The organism is Kitasatospora sp. NPDC093558 (assembly GCF_040683475.1).
GTDB lineage: Bacteria > Actinomycetota > Actinomycetes > Streptomycetales > Streptomycetaceae > Kitasatospora.
In genome coordinates this window covers 1-23,298 of sequence record NZ_JBFBDY010000015.1, presented here as the reverse complement: position 1 = coordinate 23,298, position 23,298 = coordinate 1, and the positions used below count along the sequence as shown (strand labels likewise).

Genomic DNA, 23,298 nt, shown 5'->3' with positions numbered 1-23,298 from the left:
GGATTGCTTCGAGGCGTCGGGCGAAGGCGCGGACGTCATCGACGGGGCTGCGGCGGTCCGGCCGGGTATTCCGGGCGGATGTGCGCGATCCTGGACTGGAGCAGCCCATGCCACCACGTCGTGCCCGTGCGGCCGGCGCGAGGGCCGGTTCGCTGAGACGGGCTCGGCCCGTCGTGCCTGTCGCGCGCCGCGAATCGGGCGAACAGACGCGACCGGAGACCCGAGCGGAGGTCATACGGCTGATGAGCGGCATCGAACACGAGTCGGCGGGAGCCCGGGACACGACCGAGGGCCGCGTCTACACCGTCACCGGTGGTGACTGGGAGGAGGTCGCCGGTGACGAGCAGCGACAGAAACGGGCGGACGACGAGCGGATCATCGTCAACATGGGCCCCCAGCACCCGTCCACGCACGGCGTGCTGCGGCTGATCCTGGAGATCGACGGCGAGACGGTGAAACAGGCCCGCTGCGGCATCGGCTACCTCCACACCGGCATCGAGAAGAACATGGAGTTCCGCAACTGGGTCCAGGGCACCACCTTCGTGACCCGCATGGACTACCTGACCCCGCTGTTCAACGAGACCGCCTACTGCCTCGCGGTCGAGAAGCTGCTCGGCATCACCGCCGACGTCCCGGACCGGGCGAACGTCATCCGCGTGATGATGATGGAGCTGAACCGGATCTCCTCGCACCTGGTGGCGCTGGCCGCCGGCGGGATGGAGATCGGCTCCACCACGCTGATGGTCTACGGCTTCCGTGACCGCGAGGTCATCCTCGACATCTTCGAGCTGGTGACGGGCCTGCGCATGAACCACGGCTACGTCCGGCCGGGCGGCCTGGCGCAGGACCTGCCCCCGGGTGCGCCGGACCAGATCCGCGAGGGCGTGAAGCTGCTGCGCTCGCGGATGCAGGAGTACGACAAGCTGGCCACCAACAACCCTGCCTTCAAGGCCCGGTTGGTAGACGTCGGCCACCTGGACCTGGCCGGCTGCCTGGCGCTCGGCGCCACCGGCCCGATCCTGCGCGCCACCGGCCTGCCGCACGACCTGCGCAAGACCGACCCGTACTGCGGCTACCAGAACTACGACTTCGAGGTCGCGGTGGCCGACACCGCCGACGCATACGGCCGCTTCCTGATCCGCCTGGAGGAGATGCGCCAGTCGCTGCGGATCGTCGAGCAGTGCCTGGAGCGGCTGCGCCCGGGCCCGGTCATGGTGGCCGACAAGAAGATCGCCTGGCCGGCCCAACTGGCCGTCGGGCCGGACGGGTTGGGTAACTCGCTCGACCACATCCGGAAGATCATGGGCGAGTCCATGGAAGCGCTGATCCACCACTTCAAGCTGGTGACGGAGGGCTTCCGGGTCCCGGTCGGCCAGGCGTACGCGGCGGTCGAGTCCGCCAGGGGTGAACTGGGCGTGCACGTCGTCTCCGACGGCGGCACGCGGCCGTACCGGGTGCACTTCCGAGACCCGTCGTTCACCAACCTGCAGACGATGGCCGCGATGTGCGAGGGCGGGCAGGTCGCGGACGTCGTCGTCGCGGTGGCGAGCATCGACCCGGTGATGGGGGGCGTCGACCGGTAAGGGCCGTCGCACCGCGGACGCGCCGTTCGGCGGGCTGGCAGCAGGCGCGAGCGCTCATGGCGGCTCGTTCAAGCCGTCCACCTGCACCTCCCTACGCGGTGGTCATCGGGCGCGCAGGGCGTGCTCGCACTCGGGGCAGCGCCGCTCGGCCAGCTGGGGCGGGTACCACGGCTCACCCGGCCGGGTCGGCCGGTAGTGCGCGTGCTCCATCGGAGCGCTCTCCAGCCCGCAGAACGTGTACGGCTGAGGGTCCTCAGGCACATCGGGATCGGCACCGGCGGCGTGCACCGCGATCACAGCGGGTCCGACACCCTCCGGACCGAGTTCCGCTTCCGGCTCCAGCTCGAAGAGCACGACGATCGATCCCATGCGTCGAGACTCGGGCACCGCCGACGCTCCCACATCCGGGGTGGGCCGTCCGAGGCCGGGCGAGGCCCTCGTAGGGCGGCGTCGGCCCCGGCCGGCCACCCGGTGTACGCCGACCGGGAGGGCACGGTGCACGTCGCCGCACGGCCGACACGACAGTGCCAGCCAGCGGGTACGAGCTCACCCCGCCCTACGGTGGCGCGGATGCTGTGGCCGTGTCCGATCAGGCGTCCTCCCGGGTGCGTATGCCGGCTCCGCCCGGATAAACGCGACCCCCGAACGGGACTGCCGAACGGGACGGCGGCTACGGCAGCGCGGCGCTCAGGGCACCATCAGCACCAGCACCGGCCCGGTGGCGAAGGCCATGGCACCGCCGCCGGGCAGGGTGAACGCCGTCCCGGCGGAGGGGTCGGGCCGGGTCCAGCGGGCGCTCCACACCCGTCCGTCGCGCAGCACCTCGGCCTGGCCCGAGCCGGTGCTCCGCGTGAACACCTCGTTGTCGGGGTGCCCGGCGTTGAAGTCGGTGAACAGGCCGGGGACGATGTCGACGTGCTGGACGACCACCGTCGCGGTGCCCGTCCAGCCCGGGCGGCCGTCGACGGTGACGTCGTACGCGCCCCCGTCGAAGCGCACGCCGATGGACGCGGCCGGCAGGTGCCACGTCATGCTGCCGAGCGGGCCCCCGCCGCCCGGCGCGGCACCGAACACGAAGCCGGGGGAACGCGCGGGCACCGACGGGAACCGGCCGAGGATCCGGTGCGGGTCGACGAAGGTCGGGTCGACGGCGCGGTCGGTGAACGCGGCCGGATCGGTGAACGGGGTGACGCTCTGCAGGTCCGCCCGGTCGAGCAGCGGGACGAGCCCGCTGATGGCACCGCTGTACGCGAGGTCGAGGCGCCCGTACGGCTGGAGCAGCGGGATGTCGGTCTGCCGGGCGGAGCGCACGGGGCCGATCAGCGCGGGCAGGTGGTTCGCGTCGTACACGGCGAGGAACCGGGACTGGCCGCCCTCGACCTCGATCCAGTACACGACGTCGGCCTGGGCGAGTCCCTGGTGGATCGCCTGGACGTGCGCGCCCACGTTGTCGATCTTGACGGCGAGGGTGTTGCCCGCCGTGCCGACGTTGTCGAGCGGGTTCGCGGCCGGCACGGACGGGGACGCGGCCGGGTGCGACCCGCCGCCCCCGCACGCCTGGACCGCGGCGAGCCCGACGGCGGCCCCGGCCACCGCGAGACCGGCCCGCGCGCGGCGGTGCCGACCGGTGCTGCGCGCGTTCACCCGGGCCTCCTCGCGTGCTGCCGCAACAGGACGGACAGGACGGCCGGCACAGGAACATCCACTGGCCGCGAGCCGACGGCTGTTGTTCGACCAGTCCAGGCTAGACCTTGGCGCAGCCCAGCGAAGGCGCCTCGGAATTCACGAAAATGCGTTCGGGCACATCCGAATGAACCGGCCTCCCCGGTCCGGCCGGCCCTGCTTCGCCGCGACCCCGAGGCACTGCGCCGGCGCCTGAAGCCTCCGGCGACGGGATGGGGCCTCAGCGCGCGCGTACCCCGTCGATGGCCAGGTCGAGCAGCCGGTCGGCCTCGCCCGGGCCGTCGGGGTCCTCCTCGGTGGCCGAAGCGATGGCGCCGACGAGTTTGAGTAGTTGGGTGATGGTGACGTCGGGGCGTACGGCGTTCACGTGGCGGGCGCGGTCGAGGAGTTCGTCGCCGGCGCTGGTGATCGCCGCATGGCAGGTGCTTCCGAGCGTCGGGTCGCCGTCGCGGGCGCCCTGCATCAGCGATGCGCCCAGGCCCCGGTTGGCCACGGCGTGTGCGACGACGGCCCGGAGCCAGCTGACGAGTGCGGCTCCGGAATCGGGGTCGGGCAGCAGGTCACGCGCTTTGGCGCACAGGGCGTCCACCCAGCCCTTGAAGACGGCTTCCAGGAGCAACTGCCGGGAGGGGAAGTGCCGGTGGAGGGTGGCCGAGCCGACTCCGGCGTGCCGGGCGATCTCCTCCAGCGAGGCCTCGGCGCCGTGTTCGGCGACGAGGCTCTCGGCGGCGGCCACGATCCGGTCGTAGTTGCGGCGTGCGTCGGCACGCATCGGCCGCGAAGCCGGGTCGGCTGCGCTCTTGGGCACGGGAACTCCTGACGACTTGCTAACCGGGGTGGCCCTCCATATCGTAGCGCCCGATAACCGGAGGGCCACCCCAGTTACTGGGCGTGGGTCCTCGTCGGCATGCGACATGGGGAGATTCGTGGAATCGACAGGAAAGACCGTCGTGGTGGTGGGGGCGACCGGCCTGCAGGGCCGGGCGGTGACGCGACACCTGCTCAGCCACGGCTGGCAGATACGCGCACTCACCCGCGATCCGGACGGGGGCCCGGCCAAGGACCTGGCGAACGCCGGCGCGCAGATCGTGCGCGCACAGATGGACGACATGGCCTCGTTGATCGCCGCGGCCAACGGCGCATACGGCATGTTCAGCGTCCAGCCCACGGTCGGCTCCCCCGGGACCGCGCCGGACTTCAGCGCCGAGGACGAGGTCCGCTGGGGGATCAACGTCGCCGAGGCTGCCCGTGCCGCCGACGTCGAGCACTTCGTCTTCACCTCGGTGGCCGGCGCGGACCGTCACGGCAGCGAGAGACTGCCGCAGAACCTGGTCAGCAAGTGGCGGATCGAGCAGCACATCGCCGCGCTCGGCCTGCCCGCGACGATCCTGCGACCGGTCTCCTTCATGGAGAACTTCACCGGCGCCTATGCCCTGCGGGGCGGGACGTTCGCCACCGCCCTCGCCCCCGAGGTTCCGCTGCAGATCATGGCCGTGGACGACGTCGGCTTCGTCACCGCGCTGGCCTTCTCCCGGCCCGAAGACTGGATCGGCCGCGAAGTCGCCCTCGCCGGAGACGAACTCACGCCGGTCCAGATCGCCGCGGCCATCGAGAACGCGCTCGGGCGTCCGCTGCCGTACGCCCGGATCCCGATCGAAGCGATCCGGGCCCTCAATGAGGACTTCGCGTACGCCAACGAGTGGCTCGACGAACACGGCTACCGCGCGGACGTCACCGCAACCCGCCGCATCCACCCCGGAACGATGGACTTCCCCACCTGGCTGGAACGCACCGGCGCCGCCCAGATCGGCGCCTTCCTGGCCACCCAGCCCACCGCCAGGCAGCACGCATGAACGGGCGCCGGCCCAACTGAGCCCGTACTCCGAGGTCGTGCAGAGGAGGCGGCCGGAGGGGGTGACGGCGATCGAGGCGGCGAAGGGCTCTCCTGTCCTGGCCTTCTCCTCCTCGTGGCCCCAGGGCATCGGGAACGTGGCCACGACCTGGCTCAGGTCGGCCGAGAACAGGTGGGTGCTGCCCGGCCGCAGAGCGAGGGCGACCGTCCCGTCGGGGAGGACGGCCAGGGTGTCGCCGTCCCCGTCCGGGATGACCGCCGACGGGGTGCCGTCCGGCAGGGGCCCCCGAACACGACGGTGGCGACGGGCGTTCGGTCCGGGGCGTAGCGGGTGATGAAGCGGAAGTTCAGCGGGCAGTGGGCGGGGTCGGCCGGATCGCCCGTGCCGCGCCAGGGGCGCCACACGATCGGAGCCGCCGGCCGGCTCACCGACGACCAGCAGCGCATCCTGGCCGTGATCCGGGAGATGGCGGAGAAGAGCCAGCTCTCGCTTGACGGGCAGGGCATCGACTGGGGCATATCCATTCCCGACGCTCTCGACCACCTCATCGCCGGCCACGCGAACTCGGACGCCGCCTACGCGGCCGGCGCCTACTACCGCGCACTCCAGCACATCATCGACTGCAACGCGTCCGACCCCGCCGATCTCGGCGTCTACTCCAAGCCCGCAACGTTCTTCAGCCTGCTCGACAAGGAGCTGCTCCGTCTGGGCGTGAGCAGCGACTTCCTGATGCACGACCACCTGTTCTCCGGCCCGCCACAGGAAATCCCCTTCCTCATCCCTTACCCCATGGACGGCCCGCACATCGGGATGTTCCCCCTGGCCAAGGCCAAGCCCGCCGCCGACGCCTACCGGACGGTCCTGGATCTCGCCGACAAGAGTTTCCGGTACGACCTGAAGATCCTGATCGACAGGCTCGAGTTCGAACACACCGAGTGGGAGTACGCCACGAACAAGATCGACTGGTTCGACTCCGACACGATCTTCTTCTCGATCACCGGCTGACCGCCAGAGCACCATCGGGCCGCACGCTTGCCAGACGTGTACGCAGGCGCCGGTACGGAGGGCTCAGGCGGAGAGAGGTGACAGAGCCGGGTCGGCGTGGGCGAGCCTTCGTCGTCCGTAGCGGGCGCGCCCACCTGTCGGGCACCTCCTGGCTGGGCCTCCGGGCCCGCACCAAGCGGATACAGCTGTCATCCGGTCAGATCGGCCGGCGGGGTGAGCACGGCCGTGTCGGCGGCGGTCAGTTCGGCGAAACTGTCCGGCCTTCGTTCGACCAGTCCGGTCAGGATCAGATCGGGGACCAGCCGCGTACGCATCGGCGGACGGGCCGGGTCACCGGGGCGTGGTGTCCCAGACGGTGACGGTGAACCGGAGGGGGCCGGGGACGGGCTGGACGGTCTTGAGCTTCAGGTAGGCGATGCGGCCTGCGCGGGTCCGGTAGCAGTAGCGGTCGCCTACGGCCAGGAGGACACCGAAGTGACCCGCACCGTGACGGAGTTCGGCATCGCACGTCTCGGCGGTCGGCTCGGGGGCGGTGTCGGCGAGCTTCACCAGAGAGTTGCGGTCGTCGTCGACCCACAGATTCAGCTTGCGGTCTGGGCTCCCCCACCCGTGCACACGTATGTCCGCCGGGTCGTTGCCGACGACCGGCGCGGTGGAGTCGAGATCGACGCGGCTGGCCGCTTCGGATTCGACGGTGACGTCGACCGGCCCGAACCTGACGGGCGCCGCCCGCAGGCCGGGTGAGGCGGACGGAGACGATACGGCGCCCGACGGACTCGCCAGGGTCGTTAACCTTCGCGGATGGGACTGGACATCACCGTGGTCATGGCCGACTGGAGCCGGCTGGCCCGGGTACCGGCGGACGAGCGCCTGGACACACTGGACGACGTCGTCTTCCCCACCCCCTGGTGCAATGCGCACCCGGCCGCCGAGCCCGGCGGATGGGTGTGGCCGCCGGAGCCGTCGTGGTGTGCCCGCTACCAGTTCCTCGGAACCACCGGCTCCTACAGCTGGCACTGGCGTCTGGCCGCCGCCTGGAAGGACATCAGGAAGTCGGCAGCACCCGAGCTGCGGGCGGCCCTCGACCACTTCCTCGGTGCCCTGGTCCCCGAGCCGACGGCCGACGGCCCCGCGCCGGCCGACGGCTTCCCCGGCGACCCCTCACCCTGGCGCCCACACGTACTCCTGCTCTGCGCCCCGGACGAGATCCCCGATCTCGCCCACGCCTGGGCGACGGCCGCACCGCGGCTGGAGGAACTCCGCGCGCCCTTCGACGCCGAGTGCACCGGCTGGGCGGGGCGGCCCGCCACCTTCGACGCCGCCGCCGCACACCTGCGCGAGTGGGGCGCCGTGGTCACCGGGGCCGAGGCCCGCGGCTGGGGCCTCATCGGCCTCCCTTGAGCTAGTGCTATGACCGCATGGGTTCGCCGGGTTAATCGGCCGAGACAGGTCCAGCAGTCCTGAGGAGCCTCGCCCTGTGGTCGATCAGGAGCACTACGTCCGGTATCGGAAAGACTCGAAGGTGCTAGCAGCGATCGGGGGCAACTTGACACATCAGAGGCACATCGCCAAGGCCGCTTGCCGGGGCGTTCGTACTGCCGAATGACGTCCGACAGTAGCTGACCGCTAGAGCGAGTTGGTTGTCATTGCGGCATTCCGTGGGACTCTCCGATGCCACGGACGAACCCCTTGCAGAACCGGCCTCGGTTGCCTGGACGAATGCCGCCTGTCGCCTACCAGCGCGCCGTCGGACGCAGCGGCTGCGACGGTGGAGCCGGATCCTCGTCCGCTGGTGGCCGCGGAACTCCGGGTGGCGGGAATCGCCCCGTCGCTGGGGCTTCGCCAACGTCGGCCTCTTCGGCCGCGCCTTCCGCGCGGCCTTCGGCGTGGCCCCGCGGGACTGGCAGGTGGGCGACACGAGCCGGACAGGCAACCGGACGGTCATCCAAAGGGATGACGCCGCTGATTCGCATGGATGATGGCCAGTCAGAACTTGCATCGGCAGGCGGATTCGGGGGTCCAGACTCCGAACCTAATCTCAACGGCATGAACCGATACCGCCGCGCCGCGGCCGTCGCCGCCCTTGTCCTCGCTCTTCCGCTCCCGCTGGCCGGGGCCGCTCTGGCCTCGCCCGCGGAGCCCGTCGCCGCCTCCGCCCCCGCTGCCTTCCACGCTGAACTGCCCCGACCCACCGGGCCGTTCGCGGTCGGGGAGGAGGTGCTGCACCTGACCGACCCGGACCGCACCGATCCGTGGGTGCCCTCGGCCGGGCCGCGGCAGTTGACGGTGTCGATGTTCTACCCGGCCCGGCGCGGGACCGGGGAGGCCGCTCCGTATATGACCCTCGGCGAGGCGCAGAACTTCGTCGCGACCCGGATCCCGCCGGGCACCGGGGTCCAGCCGCAGGACGTCGTGGGCATCAAGACGTACGCGTACACCGGCGCGAAGGCCGCGGGCGGGAAGTACCCGCTGGTGGTCCTCTCCCCCGGCTTCGAGAACCCCCGCGCCACGCTGACCGGGCTGGCGGCCGATCTCGCCAGCCGCGGGTACGTCGTGGCGCTGGTCGGCCATACCTACGAGGACTCCGGCGAGACGCTCGCCGACGGCAGCACGGCGGGGTGTGCCCTCTGCGACAGCGGGGCGCCGGACTCGCTCCCGGACAGCCGGGCGAAGGACGTGTCGTTCGTCCTGGACCGGCTCACCGGGCAGCACCCGGCCTGGCGGCTGGCGCACCTGATCGACCGCGACCGCATCGGCATGGCCGGGCACTCGATCGGCGGCGCGTCGACGCTGAACGCGATGGCCGCGGACCAGCGGATCCTCGCCGGGGTGAACATGGACGGAACGTTCTTCCCGCCGGTACCGGCCGACACGCTCGACGGACGCGCGTTCCTCCTGCTCGGGAAGCAGAGCAACCATTCCGCCGGCGGCGCCGACACCTCGTGGGGCCAGGCCTGGGCGGGCTGGGACGGCTACAAGCCCTGGCTGGCCGTCGCGGGCACCGTACACTCCAGCTTCACGGACGTCCCGATCCTCGCCACCGCGGCCGGCCTCCCGCTCCCTCCCGGTACGACCACCTCGCCCGAGCGCGGCATGCAGCTGACGCGGGAGTACGTCGGCGCCTTCTTCGACCGGACGCTGAAGGGGATCCACCAGCCCCTCCTCGATGGGCCGTTGGCGGCGAACCCGGAGGTGTCCTTCCAGCACCCGTGACCCCCGCCCCCGGCCGGAGCACCCGCGTCCGCTCCGGCTCAGGTGCAGGCCAGGGGCCGAGGACGACGAGGGCGCAGGTGCGGCGTGCGGATTCTCCTGCTGGGACCGGTGGAATTGCGGACCGCCGACGGCGAGGCCGTCCACGTCGGCGGCGGCCGGCGGCGGGCCGTGCTCACGGCGCTCGCGCTGGAGGCCAACCGGGTCGTCCCCGTCGAGCGGCTCCTCGACCTCGCCGGGGAGCACACCCCGCCGTCCACCGCGCGCGCCGCGCTCCAGGGGCACGTCGCCCGGCTGCGCACGCTCCTCGCCGACGGCCTCCGGCTCGACACCCGCGCCCCCGGCTACGTCCTGCACGCCGACCCGGACCTCATCGACGTCCACCGGCTCGACCGGCTCGTCGACGCGGCCCGCGCACACGCCCCCGACGCCGCCGCGAACTCGGCCGCCCCGACGAGGCGGTGGCGCAGATCCGGCGGGCCCTGGACCTCGGCCGGGCCCAGGGCGACCACGCCCACGCCGAGTTCGACTACGCCGACGTCATGGGCCAGGTCCTGTACGACCGCGGGCGCACGGCCGAGGCCCTCCGGCACTGGGAGCGGGCGCTCGAACTCGCCGCCGAGCAGGGGCGGAGGACGGAACAGGTGGAGCGGGTGCGGGAGCGGCTCGCGCGGGCGTAGACCTTCTTCAGGCGCCCCAAGAGGTGGCGCTGGAGCCGGTCGAGGTGGACGGACGGGACGGGGCCGCGGGCTGCAGGAAGTCGGAGCCGGCCGTCGAGATGGTCGGCGAGGTGGTTGCCGAGGTGGTTGCAGAGGCGAACGTCGAGGTGCGGCGCGCAGCGGGCCGGCCGGGCGTGGTGGCGGGGGCGCGGCCGCCGGGCTCGACCCGCTCGACCCGTTCGATCCGCAGCACGAGGTTGCGGTCCTGGCGGTCGCCGACCCGGTCCCGGTTGCGGCTGTGCACCTGCTGCGTCGGCACGCCCCGGATCTCCTGCCAGCGCCCCTGCACGGCACGGACGTTGGGACCCCACTCGCCGTCGTGGCAGTGCTCCAGGTCCAGCTGCCAGCTCTCCGCGTCGACGACGTGGACCGCGCCGACCGTCCCCGGGATCTCGACCGGCGCCGCGCCCCGGACGGTCACCACCGCGCGCTGCGGCCACGGCCCCTCCACCGCCGTCACCGTGATCCGGCTCGGCCCCTGGTACCAGGCCATGGCTCTCCTCCCGCGTCCGTCCTCGTGCCGGCCGCCGACCGGCCTCAGTCGGTAGTACGGACGGCGGACCCTCCCGGGTTCGACGGCCCGTGAACCGGTTCGGCCCGGCGGGCCGTGCAACTGGGCGGACACCGTCACCCGGGGAGAGAACAACGTGACCAGTACGGCGACACCGAGGCGTACGACCCTCGTCTGCTGCGCGGCGGCGCTCGGCCTCGTCGTGACGGGGCTCCTCGCGCTGCGCGTCCCGCCGCCCTCGCCCGTACGGTGGCAACCGTCCGGTGCTGCCGCACCCACAGGCCGCTCGCCCTACGGCACCCACGGCCGGGCGCACCCGCCGACGACCTCCCCCACCGATCAGCCCAGCTCCGCGGACCCCGGCCCGTCGGCGAGCTCGTCCGCCACGGCGATCGAGAGCCCGTCGGCCACGCCGTCCGCCGCCGACACGCACACGCCGTCGCCCGCGGCCACGACCACGCCCACGCCCACGACCACCCGGTCCAGCGCCGCCGGCTTCCGCGCCGTCGCCGGGCCCGGTTGCTCGGGCGCGGGCGGGCGCTACCGGGAGGTCGGCGCGTTCCGCCAGGGCCCGGACGGCTGGGTGACCGTCAACAGCGGCGGCTACAGCGGCAATTCCTGCGACGGGCAGTACGACGCGATGCCGATGTCCGGGGACCGCACCAAGGACGACAACAGCACGTACGCGCTGTGGACCTTCGACGTCGGGGCGGGATCCGCTGCGTGTGCCCTGTCCGTGTACGTGCCGGACTCGACGTCGGTCCAGCAGGTCGGCGGCGCCCCCGCGTACTACACGGCGTCACTCGTCGACCCGCACCTCACGGACCCGCACGTCTCCACACACGACGAACCCCGAGGGCACGCCTTCGGCGAGGAGTTGGAGCCTCAGGTACCGGGACGACACCGGCGTCGGCACGTCGACCAGCTGCTCGATCTCGGGATCGGACTGCACCTCCCGGATCACCAGGTCCCGGTAGCCCGACCGCGTCTTCATGGCCAGGACGCTGACGAACTCGACCTCCGTGGCCGTGTCCCTCCCCTGCTGCCAGAAGCTGCGGAACACCAGCGTCCGGTGCGAAACGCGGTACGACCAGACCTGCATGCCCTCGCGCAGCTCCAGCGGCAGCGGACTCGTCGTCATGCCGTTCCCCTCTCCGCCGAACCGGCGGCCCTAACCGGCGTGCCGGCGCCGCAGGTCGTCGAGGCGCTTCGCCCCGCGCTCGGCCTCCTGCACGTGACCGAGGTCGAGAGCTGCCGTGGCGCGGCCGTAGACGTAGTGGACGTCCTCGCGCTCCTGGCCGGACAGCGTCCCCAGCCGGCGCAGCACGTCGAAGTCGACGTCCAGGGACAGCTGGACGGCGGCCACACGGTCGCGGGTCGCGACCGGCAGATGCGTGCGCAGCACGTCCTTGAGGTGGTCACGGACGCGCCGGTCCGCCTCGTCGGGCCGCCGGTCGGTGGGCCGGTGCGGGTGGTCCCCGAGCTCCTCGGCCCAGCCCGCGAGCACGTCGTGCATCACCTGAAGCGCCGCCAGATCACCGGGGTCGGCGCCGAACGCCTCCCCGGCCAGCCGCGCCGCCTCACGAGCGCGCCCCTCGACATCCGTACAACTCGCGACAAACCCGGCGAGCGTACCGCACCGCCACCGCAACTCAGCGACCTGCCAGGCCAGTTCCGTGTCCACTCCCGCACCCTACCGGGCCCCCGAACGCACCTGTCGACCCCTTTTCCGCACACCCGGCCGCATGCCCGCGGGACGCGGACGCCGACGCGCCGTCGGAAACCCGGTCGGCGGACCGGCCGGGGTGCCGCTGAGTGAACGCGTGAACGTCGTGGTCAAGCAGCAGATCGCCGGCGGGGGTGATCCAGCCCCCCGAGCAGGGTGGCGCGTCCCCGCTGCCCGCATACCTACGAGGCTGCTGCCAGGAGACCAACCCGACCTCCCGGCAGCAGCCAACGGTCTCCTACCGGGCCGACGCCCGCTCCGCCTCCCGTTGCCGCCGCGTGCCGACCATGCCGAAGCCGCCGCCGAGCAGGAGGAGGATCCCGGTGCCCTCCACCAGCACGCTGGTCGCGTCGCCACCGCCGGTGGAGGCGAGCGACTGACCGTTGTGCGTGTCTCCGTCGGCGGTGGGGGCCGGAGCGGCGGCGGCGGCCGTCGAGTGGGTGGGCGCCGGAGCCGAGGTGGTGGGCGTGATCTGACCCTGCGTCTGCCCCTGCGTCTGACCCTGCGTCGCGGCGGCCATCGGCCGGGCGGTGGCGGGAGCCGTGGCCGTCGTGGTGGCCGGGCCGCTCGGCTCGGCCGGTGTCGTCGGCCGGCTTCGCGGTCGTGACGACGGGCTCCGGTGTCGTACCCGGGCAGTGCGAACCGTCACCGGAAGGCCCAGCCGGCCCGGAGGCCGTCGAGTCGACGTGGCCGCCCGCCACGATCTTCGTGAACGCGTACGGGTCCTGCTGGATCCCGCCGCAGGCCGAGGCGGCGTCCTTGGTGAAGGCTCCGGCGCAGGAGCGGTCCCGGTTGACGGCCCAGTAGGTGAAGCGGGCGAGGTGGTGCGCGGCGGCGAAGTCCCGCATGGCGCGGAAGTCCGCCGGGCTCACGACCTCGTCCGGGCTGTCCGAGTGCCCGTTGATGGAGGAGAGTCCGGAGTGCCGCCACGCCGTGTCCGCGTCGTAGCCGTAGGCGCGGACGAGGGTCTGCTGAAGCCCGGTGACGGCGGAGACGGTGGCGTCGACCATCGCGCCCGGGTGGTTGTCGAAGTCGAACGGCATGACCGCCCAACCGTCCACCTCCACACCGGCCTTGGCGGCACGGGCGATCAGGTCGGCGCCGGACACGTCGGGGCCGTTCGGCTCGGCGCTGAAGGTGACGAAGATCCGCAGACCGGCGCCTTGAGCTGGTAGGCGTCGATCACCTTCCGGTAGGCGGCGGCGAGTTGGGCGGAGTCCGCGCATTTCTCGCCGAGCTTGGCACCGTCCCAGCCGCCGAACGAGGCCATGACGTCGCCGCCGACCGCGCGGATCGCCTTGATCTTCGCCCCCCTACCATCTGTCCCTACCGTCTACGCGGCACGAGTCCGGTTTCGAAGGCGATGATCGCCAGGTGGACGCGGTCCCGAGCTTCGAGCTTGGCGAACAGACGCGCGACATGGGTCTTCGCGGTCGCCGTGCTGATCACCAGCCGCTCGGCTATCTCAGTGTTCGACAGTCCCTGTCCGACCAGTGCCAGCACCTCGCGTTCCCGGTCGGTGATCCCCGCGATGGGACTCGCGTCCGCGGCGGGCCCGGCGTCCGGTTCGGGGGCCGCGGGGCCGGACGTTCCGGCGAAGTCCGCGATCAGCCGTCGGGTCACGCTCGGCGCGATCAGCGCGTCGCCCGCGGCCACCACGCGGATCGCTTCCAGGATCGCGTCCAGGGCCATGCTCTTGAGCAGGAATCCGCTGGCCCCTGCGCGCAGTGCGCCGTAGACGTACTCGTCGTCGTCGAAGGTCGTCAGCACCAGGACCTTGGGCGGGTCCGGCTCGGCGGTCGCCTGCCGGGTCGCCTCGATCCCGTCCATGCCCGGCATCCGGATGTCCATCACCACGACGTCCGGCCGCAGTTCACGCACCAGGCGCACCGCCTCGCGGCCGTCGCCGGCCTCGCCGACCACCTCCAGGTCGTCGGTGTCGCCGATCAGGATCCCGAGCCCGACCAGCATCAGCGGTTGGTCGTCGACCAGCAGCACTCGCACACTCATACCGGGAGCCTAGCCGCCACCCGGAATCCGCCCTCCGGACGCCGGCCGGCGCTGAACTGGCCGGACAGCAACGTCACCCGCTCGCGCATGCCGAGCAGGCCGAAGCCGCTCCCGCCCGCCGCTGCCGAGGGCCTCGGACGGCCCGGCCCGCCGAGACCGTCGTCCCCGTCGTCCACCACCTCGATCGCCACTCCTTCCGGCTCGTAACCGACCGCGACCCGGCACGTCCGCGCCCTGGAATGCCGCACCACATTCGTCACCGACTCCTGGATGATCCGGAACGCCGACAGCTCGATCTCCGGCGGCAGTGGACGCCGCTCGCCCCGCCAGGTCACCTGAACCCGCACCCCGGCGCCCGCCGTGCGTTCGGCGAGCTGCGGGACGTCGGCCAGGCTGCCGGCCGGCGCCAGCGGAGCGGCCTGCGGCATGGCGTCGTCGGGCTCGGCGCGGCGGAGCGCCCCGAGCATGCGCTGCAGCTCCAGCAGGGTCTCCCGGCTGGTGGTCTCGATGCCGGTCAGCGCCTGCCGGGTCTGCTCGGGCTTGGTCTCCACGACCCGCGCCGCCGCTCCCGACAGCACCGTGATGATCCCGATGCTGTGCGCGACGCTGTCGTGCAGCTCGCGGGCGATCCGCAGCCGCTCGGCCATGACGACGCGGGCCGCGGTCTGCTCCTGCAGGGCTTCGAGGTATTCACGGCGTTTGCGGTACACCCCGCCGAAGACCCACGCGACCGCGAACCACAACGCGAACCCCCCGGCCCACTGGACCGCGTCGCTGACGGACTGCTCGCGGGTGTGGATGTCGTTGACGAGCGCGGCCGCGACGCCCGCGACGGAGCCGACGGCGGCAGCCTTCGGCCGCCGGACGGCGAGGTACCCGACCAAGCCGACGAGCAGGACGAACACGATCGAGGGCCGCGCGCCGAAGGCCTCGCCGAGGACTGCTTCGCCCAGGACCGCCGCGAAGACCGCCGCCGGCAGACGGCGCACCAGCAGAACCGGCAGGGCGAGCACGATGTACAGACCGATCGTCTGGGCGGGCTCGAGGTCGGGGAACCGGAACAGGCCGTACTCAGGGGTCGGCATCGTCAAGGGGAGCATCAGCGCGTACGAGCAGGCGGTGGCCAGTACCACGGCCTGTGACGTCAGCCCGGTCACGCGCTTCGATGTCGAGAGACGCTGGAGAAGCTGTTCCATATGAAGATCGTATTCAGTGGCATCGGCTCTGCGCGTCGCCCCGGGGATGTACGCCGGATACGCCCCCGGGCCGATGACCTGGGAAAAGGTGACATCCGCCGGCCGACGCGGTGGATCGTGGTCCGTTCCTAGGTTCATGGTCATGACGAATGCACCGATGATCGATCTCCGCGACACGACAAAGAAGTACGACGACGGCCCGCCCGCACTGGCCGGCGTCACCTTGTCCGTGGCGGCTGGTGAGTGCGTGGCGATCCTCGGCCATTCCGGCAGTGGCAAGTCCACGCTGCTGAACCTGATCGCGGGTCTGGACAAGCCTTCCAGCGGCACCGTGACCGTCGACGGCATCCGCGTCGACCAGCTCGGCGAGGCCGGTTCGGCGAAGTACCGCCGGGCCTCCATCGGCATGATCTTCCAGTTCTTCAACCTGCTGGACGACCTGACCGTGTTGGACAACGTCATGGTTCCGGCGCAGCTGGCCGGGATGGGCAAGGGCGAAGCGAAGCGGCGGGCCGTCGAGCTGCTCGACTCGCTGGGCATCGACCGGCATGTCAAGTCCTATCCGCAGCGGCTGTCCGGCGGGGAACGGCAGCGGGTGGCGGTGGCCAGGGCCCTGATGAACAAGCCGGCGCTGCTGCTGGCCGACGAGCCGACCGGCGCGCTGGACTCGAGCTCGGCCGAGGACGTGCGCGAGCTGCTGCTGGACCTGAACAGCGAGGGCCAGACCATCCTGCTGGTCACCCACGACGTGCAGCTGGCCGCGAGCACCGCGCGCCGCACGATCGAGTTGGTGGACGGCGCGGTGGCCCGGGACGTGGTCAACGCGGCCGGCAGCGCCACCGTCAACAGCTCGGCGGGAGCGGTCCGATGAGCGCCCTGGGCAAGGTCGTACGCTCCGGCGTGGGCCGGCGTCGGATCCAGTCCCTCGTGATGGCCCTGACGACGTTCGCCGCGGTGACGTCCTCAGTACTCTCCCTCGGTCTGCTGGCTGTCGTGCAGGCGCCGTTCGAGCACGCTTTCAGTGCTCGGCACGGGGCGCACCTGGCGGTCCAGTTCGACGGTTCGAAGGCCACGGCCGCGCAGGCCGCCGCCACCGCTCAGGCCTCCGGCGTCACCGAGGCGGCCGGGCCGTACCCGGTCGCCGCCGCCCTGGACACGACGATCGGCATGGACTGCGCCAAGAAGGATTGGGCCGGTCACGACAACGGTCCGATCACCGTCACCACCCGGCCCGACCTGGGCAGCACCTCCGGGATGGACCAGCTGGCGCTGACCCAGGGGCGCTGGCCGACGAGCCCGGGCGAGATCGCCCTGCCGTGGCAGCACTATGCCGCCGACTGCTTCGGCGATTCGGTGGTGTTCTCCTCCCTGCCGGGCAAGCCGTCGTTCAGGGTGGTCGGCTTCGCCAACTCGGTGACCAGCAGCGCGACCGCCTTCGCCACCGCCGACGGTTTCGCGCGGCTCACCGCTGCCGGTGCCAAGTCCGACGTCCAGATGCTCTACCGGTTCACCACGGCCGGGACCGCCGCCGACATCGCCACCGACAAGCAGGCGGTGGCCGCCGCCGCGCCGGCCGGCGCGGTCGAGGGCGGGCAGTCGTACCTGACCGCGGAGCAGCAGGTGACCGGCAACGCCAAGGCCTACGTGCCGTTCCTGGTCGGCTTCGGGATCCTCGGGCTGTTCATGTCGGTGCTGATCATCTCGATCGTGGTCAGCGGGGCTGTGGCCTCGGGGATCCGGCGCATCGGGATTCTGAAGTCGTTGGGCTTCACCCCTTCGCAGGTGGCCCGTGCCTACACCGCGCAGGCCATGATCCCGGCGACGTTCGGCCTGGTGCTCGGCACGGTCTTCGGCAACCTCTTGGCGGTGCCGATCCTGGGCGGGGCCACCCGGCAGCTCGGCGCGGCCAGTGCCACGATTCCGTTGTGGGTCAGCGCCGTGGTGCCGCTGGGCACCCTGCTGATCGTCGGCGTCACGGCTCTGATCCCGGCACTGCGGGCCGGCCGGATGCCGACGGTGCGGGCCCTGGTGGTCGGCCGCGCCCCCAAGGCCGGGGGCGGTCAGGCGGCGCAGCGTCTGGCCTCGCGGCTGCCGCTGCCCCGGGCCGTGTCGCTGGGTCTGGCCCAGCCGTTCGCCCGGCCGGCCCGGGCCGTACTGGTCGGTGCGGCGGTGCTGTTCGGCGTGGTGAGTGCCACGTTCGCGGTGGGGCTGGAGACCGGGTTCAACAGGTACCTGGACGTCAGCACCTCGGGCTTCGCCGTCGCGTCGGAGCTCGTGATACCCACCGCCGACGTGGGCGTGCCCTGGGGCCTCTACGGCCCCAACGACCCGCGCAACCCGCACCTGGACGCCGCCAAGGTGGCCGCCGCGCTCGCCGGGACCCCGGGCACGAAGGCCGCGTTCGGCTGGGGCGAGAGCGGCGCGACCATGGTCGGTGCCCCGCCCGGCGGCGAACCGGCGAAGGTGTTCACGGTCACCGGCGACTTCTCCTGGACCAACATGGAGCTGGTGTCCGGCCGCTGGTACTCGGCGCCCGGCGAGGCCGTGGTCGGCGACAAGCTGGCCACGGCGGTGGGGATCCACGTCGGTGACGACGTCGCCGTGGTGCAGCAGAACAAGCACCTGTCGCTGAAGGTCGTCGGCATCAACTTCGACATCGGCCAGGGCGACTACACCGTCATGACGGATGCGGCCGGCTTCACCGCTGCCGGTCTGACCCCGCACATCGACCAGTTCAACGTCGAGCTGGCCTCGAACGTCAGCGGATCGGCCTGGTCCGCCTCGGCCGCCGCCGCGCTGACCCCGCTGAACGCCTCGGTCCAGTCGAACTCGGGCGGGGGCAAGAACATCGTGGTGCTCACCATGGGCGCCCTGGTGGCCACGCTCACGCTGATGATGACGGCGGTCGCCGCGCTCGGGGTGCTGAGCATGGTGGTGCAGGACACCCGGGAGCGGGTCCGTGATCTGGGGACCCTCAAGGCCCTCGGGATGACACCCAAGCAGACCATCGCGATGGTCCTGACCTCGGTGACACTCACCGGCCTGATCGCCGGGCTGATCGGAGTCCCACTCGGGGTCGCGGTGGAGAAGGCGACGCTGACCCCGATGGGGAACGCGATCGGCCGGCACCTGCCGCCGAGCGTGTCCCACGTCTACACCGCCGGGCTGCTCATCCCCCTGCTGGCCGGCGGGATCGTGATCGCCCTGCTCGGGGCACTGCTGCCGGCCGGCTGGGCGGCCCGGTCGCGGACCGCCACCGCGCTGCGGACCGAGTAGGACCGAACAGGAGCGAGTAGGACCGAGCAGAGCCGCTGGTCGCCGCGGCCGCCGGCCGGTTCGCCGACGACGAGCTGTTGTCGATCGTGTGCCACCGCGCGACCGGCGCCCGCCCCTCCGACCTCGTCTTCTGCGACGAGTGGCACTCGGTCCAACCGGGAACTTCGGCCTGGGCCGACTGCGGCCGCAAGACGACGTGCACCCCACCTTCACCGCCCTGTTCACCGCGCTGGTGACCACGGCACTGGCACGGGTCCGCCGTCCTCGGCGGCGCGGTCCCGGACCCACTGTCACCCGCACCGTCGACAAGACCACCCGATGCGACCTGGTCGTCGTCGACGACATCGGCATGCCGCCCTGCGGGCAGGCCGCCGCCGAGGCGTTCGACCGCGTGATCGCCGCGGCCCACGAGCGCCGCTCGGTGGTGGCGACCGGCAACCTTCATCCGTCGGGATTCGATTCGATCATGCCGAAGACACTGGCCACCGCGGCCGTCGACCGGCTCCTGCACCACGCGCACATCGTGCTGACCGGAGGGCACCAGCCTCCGCCTCGCGCAGGCCACCGCCGGCAAGGGCGTCGTCCCGCTCGCCCGAGGCAGGCCGCACCACCACCAGCCGGTGCAGCTCAGCCAACGTCCTCCAGTTCGTAGACCATGCTGTGCACACTGGCGCCCGCAGCCAGCACGGCCACATCCGCCGCGGTCGCCCGACCTTCGGGCGACCCGAACGCCTCCCGCAGGGACGTGATGTCGTCGAAGTCCAGCTCAGCCACCAGGTAGTACGCATCGCCACCACGGATAGGCATGGCGTTACGACTCAGGCTATAGCGCCGAAGCCCCGGCAGCTTCCGGGCCAATGGGATGTGGACATCACGGTAGTGGCGCTCGAACTCCGCAGGGTCTTGCGGGGTGCCCCACAGGACGAGGAACCGCGCTCTCGTCGCCATCTCTTCTCCCTCCAACGGTGGGCGGTGACTGCCCGGCAGCACGATAGCCCGGACCGGTGACAATCAGTCACACCGCGCAGGGAGATCAGCTGTCCGCCAGAAAGGAGACGAGATATCCGCCAAGAGGGATTCGGGCGGCTCTGGCGCGAGTTCCGTAAAAGCCGCCCGCGGACCTCGACGCTTGTCGATCACGGTGGGTGTCTGTTGCTGATCTTGTGGCCGTCCTGCACAAGGGGATGGGACACAGCCAGATCGTCACCGAGCTGGGCCTGGACCCGAAGACCGTGCGGAAGTTCATGCGGGCCGACACCGCCGAGGAGCTGATCGGCGCCGGACCCACCGGCGGCCGACAACCCAGCCTGGACGGCCACGCCGCCTACCTGATCGCCCGGACCGGTCCGAAGCCGCTCAAGTCCTGCTGATGGAACTGCGCAACCGCTGCGGCGAGTTGGATGATGCCTGCGTCCTCGTCGCGCGGTTCGCCTCGATCCTCGTCAACCGCCGGCAGCGCGGCCCCGGCCAGGAGGAGCTCGACCAGTGGACCGCGGACGCCGAGGCCAGTCGTCCGTCCGAACTGCGCGGATTCGCCATCGGCCTGCGCAAGGACCGGGACGCCGTCATGGCAGGCCTCACGCTCCGCTGGAACTCCGGCCCGGTCGAGTGCCACGTCGCCACGTCAACCGGATCAAGATGATCAAGCGCCAGATGCACGGCCGAGCGAGACTCGACCTCCTCCGCAAGCGCGTACTCCTCGTGACCTGAAGATCACCGGGCACCGTTTGTCCGAGCGGGCTGATATGTCCTTTGACCAGGAGTTCTTCGTCCGTCACGATGCTCCGGTGACAGTTGAGACCACCCTCGTCAAGGTTGACGCGGACCTTCGCGCCGGCCGGATACCCGTCGCTCGTCAACGCCTGCGCGGCCTGGTGGCCTCGTACCCGGCGGACCTCACGGTCAGGCGGCGGCTGGCCGAGGTCTATCGGTTGTACGGCGAGTCGGCCGAGGCAGGCCGCTGGGCCTATCTCGACGCGGACCGGGATCCGGCCGAGACGGCGGCTTTCGAGGCCTGGCACCCCGATCCACTCGACCGGATGGTGGCCCTCGCCTGGCGCGATCCCGAGGAGGCAGCGCTGACCGAGACCGCCCGCGCCCGGCTGGCCGGGCTCCGTGAGGCGGCCTCCGTACAGGCAGGCCGCCCGATCCACTGGCACCGCGTGCGTGATCACGCCCAGCACCGCGACCACGCCCAGCACACCGACCACGACGACTCGGTGTTCTTCGCCGGTCTTGCCTTCGCCGGTCTGATGCTTCTGGGCTTCGCAGCCCTCGGCGTCGCCACCTTCGTTCGCTGGTGGCTCTGACCCTTCGCCGGCGTCGCCGTCCCCGGAGAGCTTTCACGGAACTCGCGACAGAGCCATCCGGGCGTGTCCGTTGACAGTCGACCCAGCCGACGCCCCACTGCAAGCACCCACCAGTAGCCCACCGTCCCGGCAAAGATCGCCCCGGCCACCACCCGCAACCTGCACGAGAAGTCGGCTGGGCCGACTTCCTACTCCAACTCCACCTGCCGGCTGGAGGCCCAGGGAGTGTGGGGTTCGCGATCATGAACGCCACCAAAGAAACCTGTTCGTGGCCGGCAGCCCGCTCGTACGCCGAGTTGCTCACCCGGCACGGGCGGGCGGAGGAGATGTACGAGCTGCTGGAGGCCAGGATCGCGGCACCCGCCCGGCGCTGGCCGGCCGTGGAACTCGGAACTCCCGAGCCCGGAAACGCCGTCGAACTGCCGGCCGCCGTCCGCGAACGGCAAGGCCGGGTCGAGGAGGCGACAACCCTGCTGCAAACCCGGCCGATCACCTCACCTCCGTCAACGGACGCGACAAACCGGCCGAACTCCGGGCCCAACACACCCGCATCGAGGAACTACGGGCCTACGCGGCGCAGCACCCTCACGACGGCGTGGCGGCCACGGACTCGCCGCGCCATGCAGTGCGGGGTCGGATCAACGAAGCGGTCGCCCTGTTTCCGGCCGCTGTAGGAGGCCACTCCCATGGGCCACAGAGCAGGTCACACCTCGCGCAGGAAGTCGGACCCGCCGACTTCCTGCGCAGGCCGACGCCGGCCCAACTCACCTGCGAGCCCGAGCCCGATGCGGAACTCACCCAACACCAGCGGTGCCCGGCGCAGCAGGCATCCCCGCGCGGCGAGCGACCACCGGCTCGCACAGGAAGTCGGACCTGTCGACTTCCTGCTCCACTACCACTGACTCAGCCCGGCCGAGCCGTCAATCAGCGCGCTGGAGGCCTTTGCTGCGCTGGTGAAAGGGCTCACAGGTCGCACAGGAAGTCGGACTTGTCGACTTCTTATGCCGGCCTACTGTCGGCTCGGCGCCACTGAGCGCCCGCGCGGGGGGGATCTCCGAACACTGCGAGGCCCCGTGTGCCGGGTCGCCGTATAGGCCGTCCAGCGGCTCCAGCAGCGGCCAGGAGGCTGAGCACCTCCACGCCCCGCACAGGAAGTCGGACCCGCCGACTTTCTGTGCAGGGCGCTCCCGGCCCGCGCCATCGGCGGCGGGTAGGGGCGGTGCTTCGCGTAGGAGGTCGGTCAGTAGGCGGTCCAGGAGGTCGGGTTCGCCGGAGGGGTGGGAGGGTTCGGGGGTGATGGTGGGGCGGACGGTGGCCAGGGTTCGGGTCAGGTGGTCGAGCAGGTGTTCTTCCGCCGGGACGCGTTGGGCCACCCGGCGGGTCGGTTCGCCGACCAGTGCGTGGGCCAGTTCCAGGGCCTGTTCGGCGGTTTCGAAGGCCCGTGCGGAGACGGTCTGCGGCGGGACGGCGCCGGTGAGGGGCTCCAGTGCCGCTGTGGCCGCGTCGACGGTGTGGTCGAGGAGGCGGCGGACGGCGTCGGCGCGGTCGGCGTCGGGGAGTTCGGCGGCGTAGAGGCAGGCGAGGCGGGCGCCCTGGAAGCGGCCGGGGGAGGCCTCGACGACGAGGTGGGCCGCGTCGAGTTCGGCGAGGAGTTCGCGGGCCCGGGCGCGGGTGACGCCGACGAGGGCGGCGGCGGCCGCGCTGTCGAGGGCGCCGCCGGGGTGGAGGCCGGAGAGGGCGAACAGGCGGCGGGCTTCGGCGGGCAGGGCACGGACGCTCCGTCCGAGTGCGGCGGCGATGCCGAGGGCGCCGCCGGTGGCGAGTGCGGCAAGGCCGGTGCGCTCGTCGGACATCTCGAGTACGAGGTCGCCCAGGGCCCAGCCGGGGCGGGAGGCGAGCCGGGCTCCGGCGACCCGCACCGGCGACCCCGTCGCCACGGCCCTCGTCGAGGCCGCCACCGCACGGGCGCTCAGCGGCAAGCGCCGGCCCGTCGAGGCCCTCGCGCTCGCCCGCCGCGCCGCCGACCGCACCCGGGACCACGACGGCCCGGCCCGGATCTGCACGATGGCCGTCCTCGCGATCGCCCTCGCCGACCACGGCGACCTCGCCGAAGCCCTCGAACTCTCCGACGCCGCCGTGCGCCGGCTCGACGACCTCGGCCTCCACCAGGCCGGCGCGGCCGTCCTCGGCAACGCCGCCACGATCGCCGCACTCGCC

The 23,298-nt window shown here is 71.9% G+C and carries 27 protein-coding genes and 1 pseudogene; 13 read left to right on the top strand and 15 right to left on the bottom strand.

The features are described 5' to 3' along the window. Positions 1 to 242 precede the first annotated feature (242 nt). On the top strand, positions 243 to 1,583 hold the full coding sequence (locus tag AB0O00_RS03560; protein WP_363648430.1) for an NADH-quinone oxidoreductase subunit D: 1,341 nt from the start codon (positions 243 to 245) through the stop codon (positions 1,581 to 1,583). 102 nt (positions 1,584 to 1,685) lie between these two features. Here AB0O00_RS03560 and AB0O00_RS03555 read toward each other — a convergent pair whose 3' ends face one another. The 3 genes from AB0O00_RS03555 to AB0O00_RS03545 form a co-directional block, all read right to left on the bottom strand. Further along, the gene (locus AB0O00_RS03555) at positions 1,686 to 1,952 is read right to left on the bottom strand and encodes a hypothetical protein (protein ID WP_363648429.1); all 267 of its coding nucleotides are present in this window, start codon (positions 1,950 to 1,952) and stop codon (positions 1,686 to 1,688) included. A gap of 318 nt (positions 1,953 to 2,270) precedes the next feature. Next, positions 2,271 to 3,227: a DUF3048 domain-containing protein gene (locus AB0O00_RS03550; RefSeq protein WP_363648428.1), complete on the bottom strand. Its 957-nt coding sequence runs from the start codon at positions 3,225 to 3,227 to the stop codon at positions 2,271 to 2,273. A gap of 259 nt (positions 3,228 to 3,486) precedes the next feature. Beyond that, positions 3,487 to 4,074 (bottom strand): helix-turn-helix domain-containing protein, encoded by a 588-nt coding sequence (locus tag AB0O00_RS03545; protein ID WP_363648427.1) that lies wholly within the window; start codon positions 4,072 to 4,074, stop codon positions 3,487 to 3,489. 118 nt (positions 4,075 to 4,192) lie between these two features. Between AB0O00_RS03545 and AB0O00_RS03540 the strand changes: the two genes are divergently transcribed. Both AB0O00_RS03540 and AB0O00_RS03535 read left to right on the top strand, forming a co-directional pair. Then, entirely contained in the window at positions 4,193 to 5,119 is a 927-nt protein-coding gene (locus AB0O00_RS03540) for an NmrA/HSCARG family protein (protein ID WP_363648426.1), read from the top strand. Positions 5,120 to 5,452: 333 nt separating this feature from the next. Further along, positions 5,453 to 6,124, top strand: coding sequence for a hypothetical protein (locus AB0O00_RS03535; RefSeq protein WP_363648425.1), 672 nt, complete (start codon positions 5,453 to 5,455; stop codon positions 6,122 to 6,124). 188 nt (positions 6,125 to 6,312) lie between these two features. On the opposite strand, the gene AB0O00_RS03530 is transcribed toward AB0O00_RS03535, so the two are convergent. Both AB0O00_RS03530 and AB0O00_RS03525 read right to left on the bottom strand, forming a co-directional pair. Next, a complete protein-coding gene (locus AB0O00_RS03530) occupies positions 6,313 to 6,438 on the bottom strand; it encodes a hypothetical protein (RefSeq protein ID WP_363648424.1) in 126 nt (41 codons plus the stop codon). A gap of 16 nt (positions 6,439 to 6,454) precedes the next feature. After that, positions 6,455 to 6,673: a hypothetical protein gene (locus tag AB0O00_RS03525; RefSeq protein ID WP_363648423.1), complete on the bottom strand. Its 219-nt coding sequence runs from the start codon at positions 6,671 to 6,673 to the stop codon at positions 6,455 to 6,457. Between the two features lie 252 nt (positions 6,674 to 6,925). On the opposite strand from AB0O00_RS03525, the gene AB0O00_RS03520 reads away from it, so the two are divergent. The 3 genes from AB0O00_RS03520 to AB0O00_RS03510 all read left to right on the top strand — a co-directional run bounded on the left by AB0O00_RS03520 (position 6,926) and on the right by AB0O00_RS03510 (position 10,014). Then, positions 6,926 to 7,525: a hypothetical protein gene (locus AB0O00_RS03520; protein ID WP_363648422.1), complete on the top strand. Its 600-nt coding sequence runs from the start codon at positions 6,926 to 6,928 to the stop codon at positions 7,523 to 7,525. Positions 7,526 to 8,170: 645 nt separating this feature from the next. After that, positions 8,171 to 9,337: an alpha/beta hydrolase gene (locus AB0O00_RS03515; RefSeq protein ID WP_363648421.1), complete on the top strand. Its 1,167-nt coding sequence runs from the start codon at positions 8,171 to 8,173 to the stop codon at positions 9,335 to 9,337. A gap of 458 nt (positions 9,338 to 9,795) precedes the next feature. After that, positions 9,796 to 10,014, top strand: coding sequence for a hypothetical protein (locus AB0O00_RS03510; RefSeq protein WP_363648420.1), 219 nt, complete (start codon positions 9,796 to 9,798; stop codon positions 10,012 to 10,014). A 7-nt stretch (positions 10,015 to 10,021) separates the two neighbouring features. Here the strand turns inward: AB0O00_RS03510 and AB0O00_RS03505 are convergent, their stop codons facing one another. The 8 genes from AB0O00_RS03505 to AB0O00_RS03470 all read right to left on the bottom strand — a co-directional run bounded on the left by AB0O00_RS03505 (position 10,022) and on the right by AB0O00_RS03470 (position 15,640). Beyond that, a complete protein-coding gene (locus tag AB0O00_RS03505; protein ID WP_363648419.1) occupies positions 10,022 to 10,546 on the bottom strand; it encodes a hypothetical protein in 525 nt (174 codons plus the stop codon). A gap of 357 nt (positions 10,547 to 10,903) precedes the next feature. Then, positions 10,904 to 11,041: a hypothetical protein gene (locus tag AB0O00_RS03500; protein ID WP_363648418.1), complete on the bottom strand. Its 138-nt coding sequence runs from the start codon at positions 11,039 to 11,041 to the stop codon at positions 10,904 to 10,906. A gap of 322 nt (positions 11,042 to 11,363) precedes the next feature. Continuing rightward, positions 11,364 to 11,705, bottom strand: coding sequence for a hypothetical protein (locus AB0O00_RS03495; RefSeq protein ID WP_363648417.1), 342 nt, complete (start codon positions 11,703 to 11,705; stop codon positions 11,364 to 11,366). Positions 11,706 to 11,735: 30 nt separating this feature from the next. Then, positions 11,736 to 12,248 carry a hypothetical protein gene (locus AB0O00_RS03490; RefSeq protein ID WP_363648416.1) on the bottom strand — a complete coding sequence of 171 codons (513 nt, stop codon included), beginning with the start codon at positions 12,246 to 12,248 and terminating at the stop codon, positions 11,736 to 11,738. Positions 12,249 to 12,472: 224 nt separating this feature from the next. Continuing rightward, positions 12,473 to 13,399, bottom strand: a complete 927-nt coding sequence (locus AB0O00_RS03485; protein ID WP_363648415.1) for a hypothetical protein — start codon at positions 13,397 to 13,399, stop codon at positions 12,473 to 12,475. Continuing rightward, a complete protein-coding gene (locus AB0O00_RS03480; RefSeq protein ID WP_363648414.1) occupies positions 13,381 to 13,560 on the bottom strand; it encodes a hypothetical protein in 180 nt (59 codons plus the stop codon). Before AB0O00_RS03480 ends, AB0O00_RS03485 begins: the two co-directional genes overlap by 19 nt. Before the next feature lie 56 nt (positions 13,561 to 13,616). Further along, positions 13,617 to 14,300, bottom strand: coding sequence for a response regulator transcription factor (locus tag AB0O00_RS03475; RefSeq protein ID WP_363648413.1), 684 nt, complete (start codon positions 14,298 to 14,300; stop codon positions 13,617 to 13,619). Then, positions 14,297 to 15,640 carry a histidine kinase gene (locus tag AB0O00_RS03470; RefSeq protein WP_363648412.1) on the bottom strand — a complete coding sequence of 448 codons (1,344 nt, stop codon included), beginning with the start codon at positions 15,638 to 15,640 and terminating at the stop codon, positions 14,297 to 14,299. The genes AB0O00_RS03475 and AB0O00_RS03470 overlap by 4 nt, the downstream gene beginning before the upstream one ends. Here AB0O00_RS03470 and AB0O00_RS03465 point away from each other — a divergent pair. From AB0O00_RS03465 to AB0O00_RS03455, 3 genes are all read left to right on the top strand, one after another. Beyond that, the gene (locus AB0O00_RS03465) at positions 15,639 to 16,367 is read left to right on the top strand and encodes an ABC transporter ATP-binding protein (RefSeq protein ID WP_363648411.1); all 729 of its coding nucleotides are present in this window, start codon (positions 15,639 to 15,641) and stop codon (positions 16,365 to 16,367) included. The two genes, AB0O00_RS03470 and AB0O00_RS03465, sit on opposite strands and share 2 nt — an antisense overlap. Next, positions 16,364 to 18,772 (top strand): FtsX-like permease family protein, encoded by a 2,409-nt coding sequence (locus AB0O00_RS03460; RefSeq protein WP_363648410.1) that lies wholly within the window; start codon positions 16,364 to 16,366, stop codon positions 18,770 to 18,772. The genes AB0O00_RS03465 and AB0O00_RS03460 overlap by 4 nt, the downstream gene beginning before the upstream one ends. A gap of 232 nt (positions 18,773 to 19,004) precedes the next feature. Continuing rightward, on the top strand, positions 19,005 to 19,424 hold the full coding sequence (locus tag AB0O00_RS03455; RefSeq protein WP_363648409.1) for an ATP-binding protein: 420 nt from the start codon (positions 19,005 to 19,007) through the stop codon (positions 19,422 to 19,424). On the opposite strand, the gene AB0O00_RS03450 is transcribed toward AB0O00_RS03455, so the two are convergent. After that, complete coding sequence (locus tag AB0O00_RS03450) at positions 19,400 to 19,720, bottom strand: EthD family reductase (RefSeq protein WP_363648408.1); 321 nt, start codon at positions 19,718 to 19,720, stop codon at positions 19,400 to 19,402. The genes AB0O00_RS03455 and AB0O00_RS03450 overlap by 25 nt on opposite strands. A 236-nt stretch (positions 19,721 to 19,956) precedes the next feature. Between AB0O00_RS03450 and AB0O00_RS03445 the strand changes: the two genes are divergently transcribed. From AB0O00_RS03445 to AB0O00_RS03435, 3 genes and pseudogenes are all read left to right on the top strand, one after another. Further along, a complete protein-coding gene (locus AB0O00_RS03445; RefSeq protein ID WP_363648407.1) occupies positions 19,957 to 20,142 on the top strand; it encodes a hypothetical protein in 186 nt (61 codons plus the stop codon). A 161-nt stretch (positions 20,143 to 20,303) separates the two neighbouring features. Further along, positions 20,304 to 20,482: pseudogene (locus AB0O00_RS03440) on the top strand (ISL3 family transposase); the annotation flags it as partial. A gap of 77 nt (positions 20,483 to 20,559) precedes the next feature. Then, the gene (locus tag AB0O00_RS03435; RefSeq protein ID WP_363648443.1) at positions 20,560 to 21,081 is read left to right on the top strand and encodes a DUF6584 family protein; all 522 of its coding nucleotides are present in this window, start codon (positions 20,560 to 20,562) and stop codon (positions 21,079 to 21,081) included. Between the two features lie 920 nt (positions 21,082 to 22,001). On the opposite strand, the gene AB0O00_RS03430 is transcribed toward AB0O00_RS03435, so the two are convergent. Next, positions 22,002 to 22,934, bottom strand: coding sequence for a hypothetical protein (locus tag AB0O00_RS03430; RefSeq protein WP_363648405.1), 933 nt, complete (start codon positions 22,932 to 22,934; stop codon positions 22,002 to 22,004). On the opposite strand from AB0O00_RS03430, the gene AB0O00_RS03425 reads away from it, so the two are divergent. Continuing rightward, positions 22,918 to 23,298: hypothetical protein (locus AB0O00_RS03425; protein ID WP_363648404.1), on the top strand; the 381-nt coding region annotated here is incomplete at its 3' end. The two genes, AB0O00_RS03430 and AB0O00_RS03425, sit on opposite strands and share 17 nt — an antisense overlap.

Excerpts from the sequence above, each read along its gene's own strand:
- AB0O00_RS03560 (WP_363648430.1), top strand. The coding sequence starts at position 243 with ATGAGCGGCATCGAACACGAGTCGGCGGGAGCCCGGGACACGACCGAG.
- AB0O00_RS03555 (WP_363648429.1), bottom strand. The coding sequence starts at position 1,952 with ATGGGATCGATCGTCGTGCTCTTCGAGCTGGAGCCGGAAGCGGAACTC.
- AB0O00_RS03535 (WP_363648425.1), top strand. The coding sequence starts at position 5,453 with ATGAAGCGGAAGTTCAGCGGGCAGTGGGCGGGGTCGGCCGGATCGCCC.
- AB0O00_RS03530 (WP_363648424.1), bottom strand. The coding sequence starts at position 6,438 with ATGCGTACGCGGCTGGTCCCCGATCTGATCCTGACCGGACTGGTCGAA.
- AB0O00_RS03520 (WP_363648422.1), top strand. The coding sequence starts at position 6,926 with ATGGGACTGGACATCACCGTGGTCATGGCCGACTGGAGCCGGCTGGCC.
- AB0O00_RS03515 (WP_363648421.1), top strand. The coding sequence starts at position 8,171 with ATGAACCGATACCGCCGCGCCGCGGCCGTCGCCGCCCTTGTCCTCGCT.
- AB0O00_RS03505 (WP_363648419.1), bottom strand. The coding sequence starts at position 10,546 with ATGGCCTGGTACCAGGGGCCGAGCCGGATCACGGTGACGGCGGTGGAG.
- AB0O00_RS03495 (WP_363648417.1), bottom strand. The coding sequence starts at position 11,705 with ATGACGACGAGTCCGCTGCCGCTGGAGCTGCGCGAGGGCATGCAGGTC.
- AB0O00_RS03480 (WP_363648414.1), bottom strand. The coding sequence starts at position 13,560 with ATGGCCTCGTTCGGCGGCTGGGACGGTGCCAAGCTCGGCGAGAAATGC.
- AB0O00_RS03475 (WP_363648413.1), bottom strand. The coding sequence starts at position 14,300 with ATGAGTGTGCGAGTGCTGCTGGTCGACGACCAACCGCTGATGCTGGTC.
- AB0O00_RS03465 (WP_363648411.1), top strand. The coding sequence starts at position 15,639 with ATGACGAATGCACCGATGATCGATCTCCGCGACACGACAAAGAAGTAC.
- AB0O00_RS03470 (WP_363648412.1), bottom strand. The coding sequence starts at position 15,640 with ATGACCATGAACCTAGGAACGGACCACGATCCACCGCGTCGGCCGGCG.
- AB0O00_RS03460 (WP_363648410.1), top strand. The coding sequence starts at position 16,364 with ATGAGCGCCCTGGGCAAGGTCGTACGCTCCGGCGTGGGCCGGCGTCGG.
- AB0O00_RS03450 (WP_363648408.1), bottom strand. The coding sequence starts at position 19,720 with ATGGCGACGAGAGCGCGGTTCCTCGTCCTGTGGGGCACCCCGCAAGAC.
- AB0O00_RS03445 (WP_363648407.1), top strand. The coding sequence starts at position 19,957 with ATGGGACACAGCCAGATCGTCACCGAGCTGGGCCTGGACCCGAAGACC.
- AB0O00_RS03430 (WP_363648405.1), bottom strand. The coding sequence starts at position 22,934 with ATGTCCGACGAGCGCACCGGCCTTGCCGCACTCGCCACCGGCGGCGCC.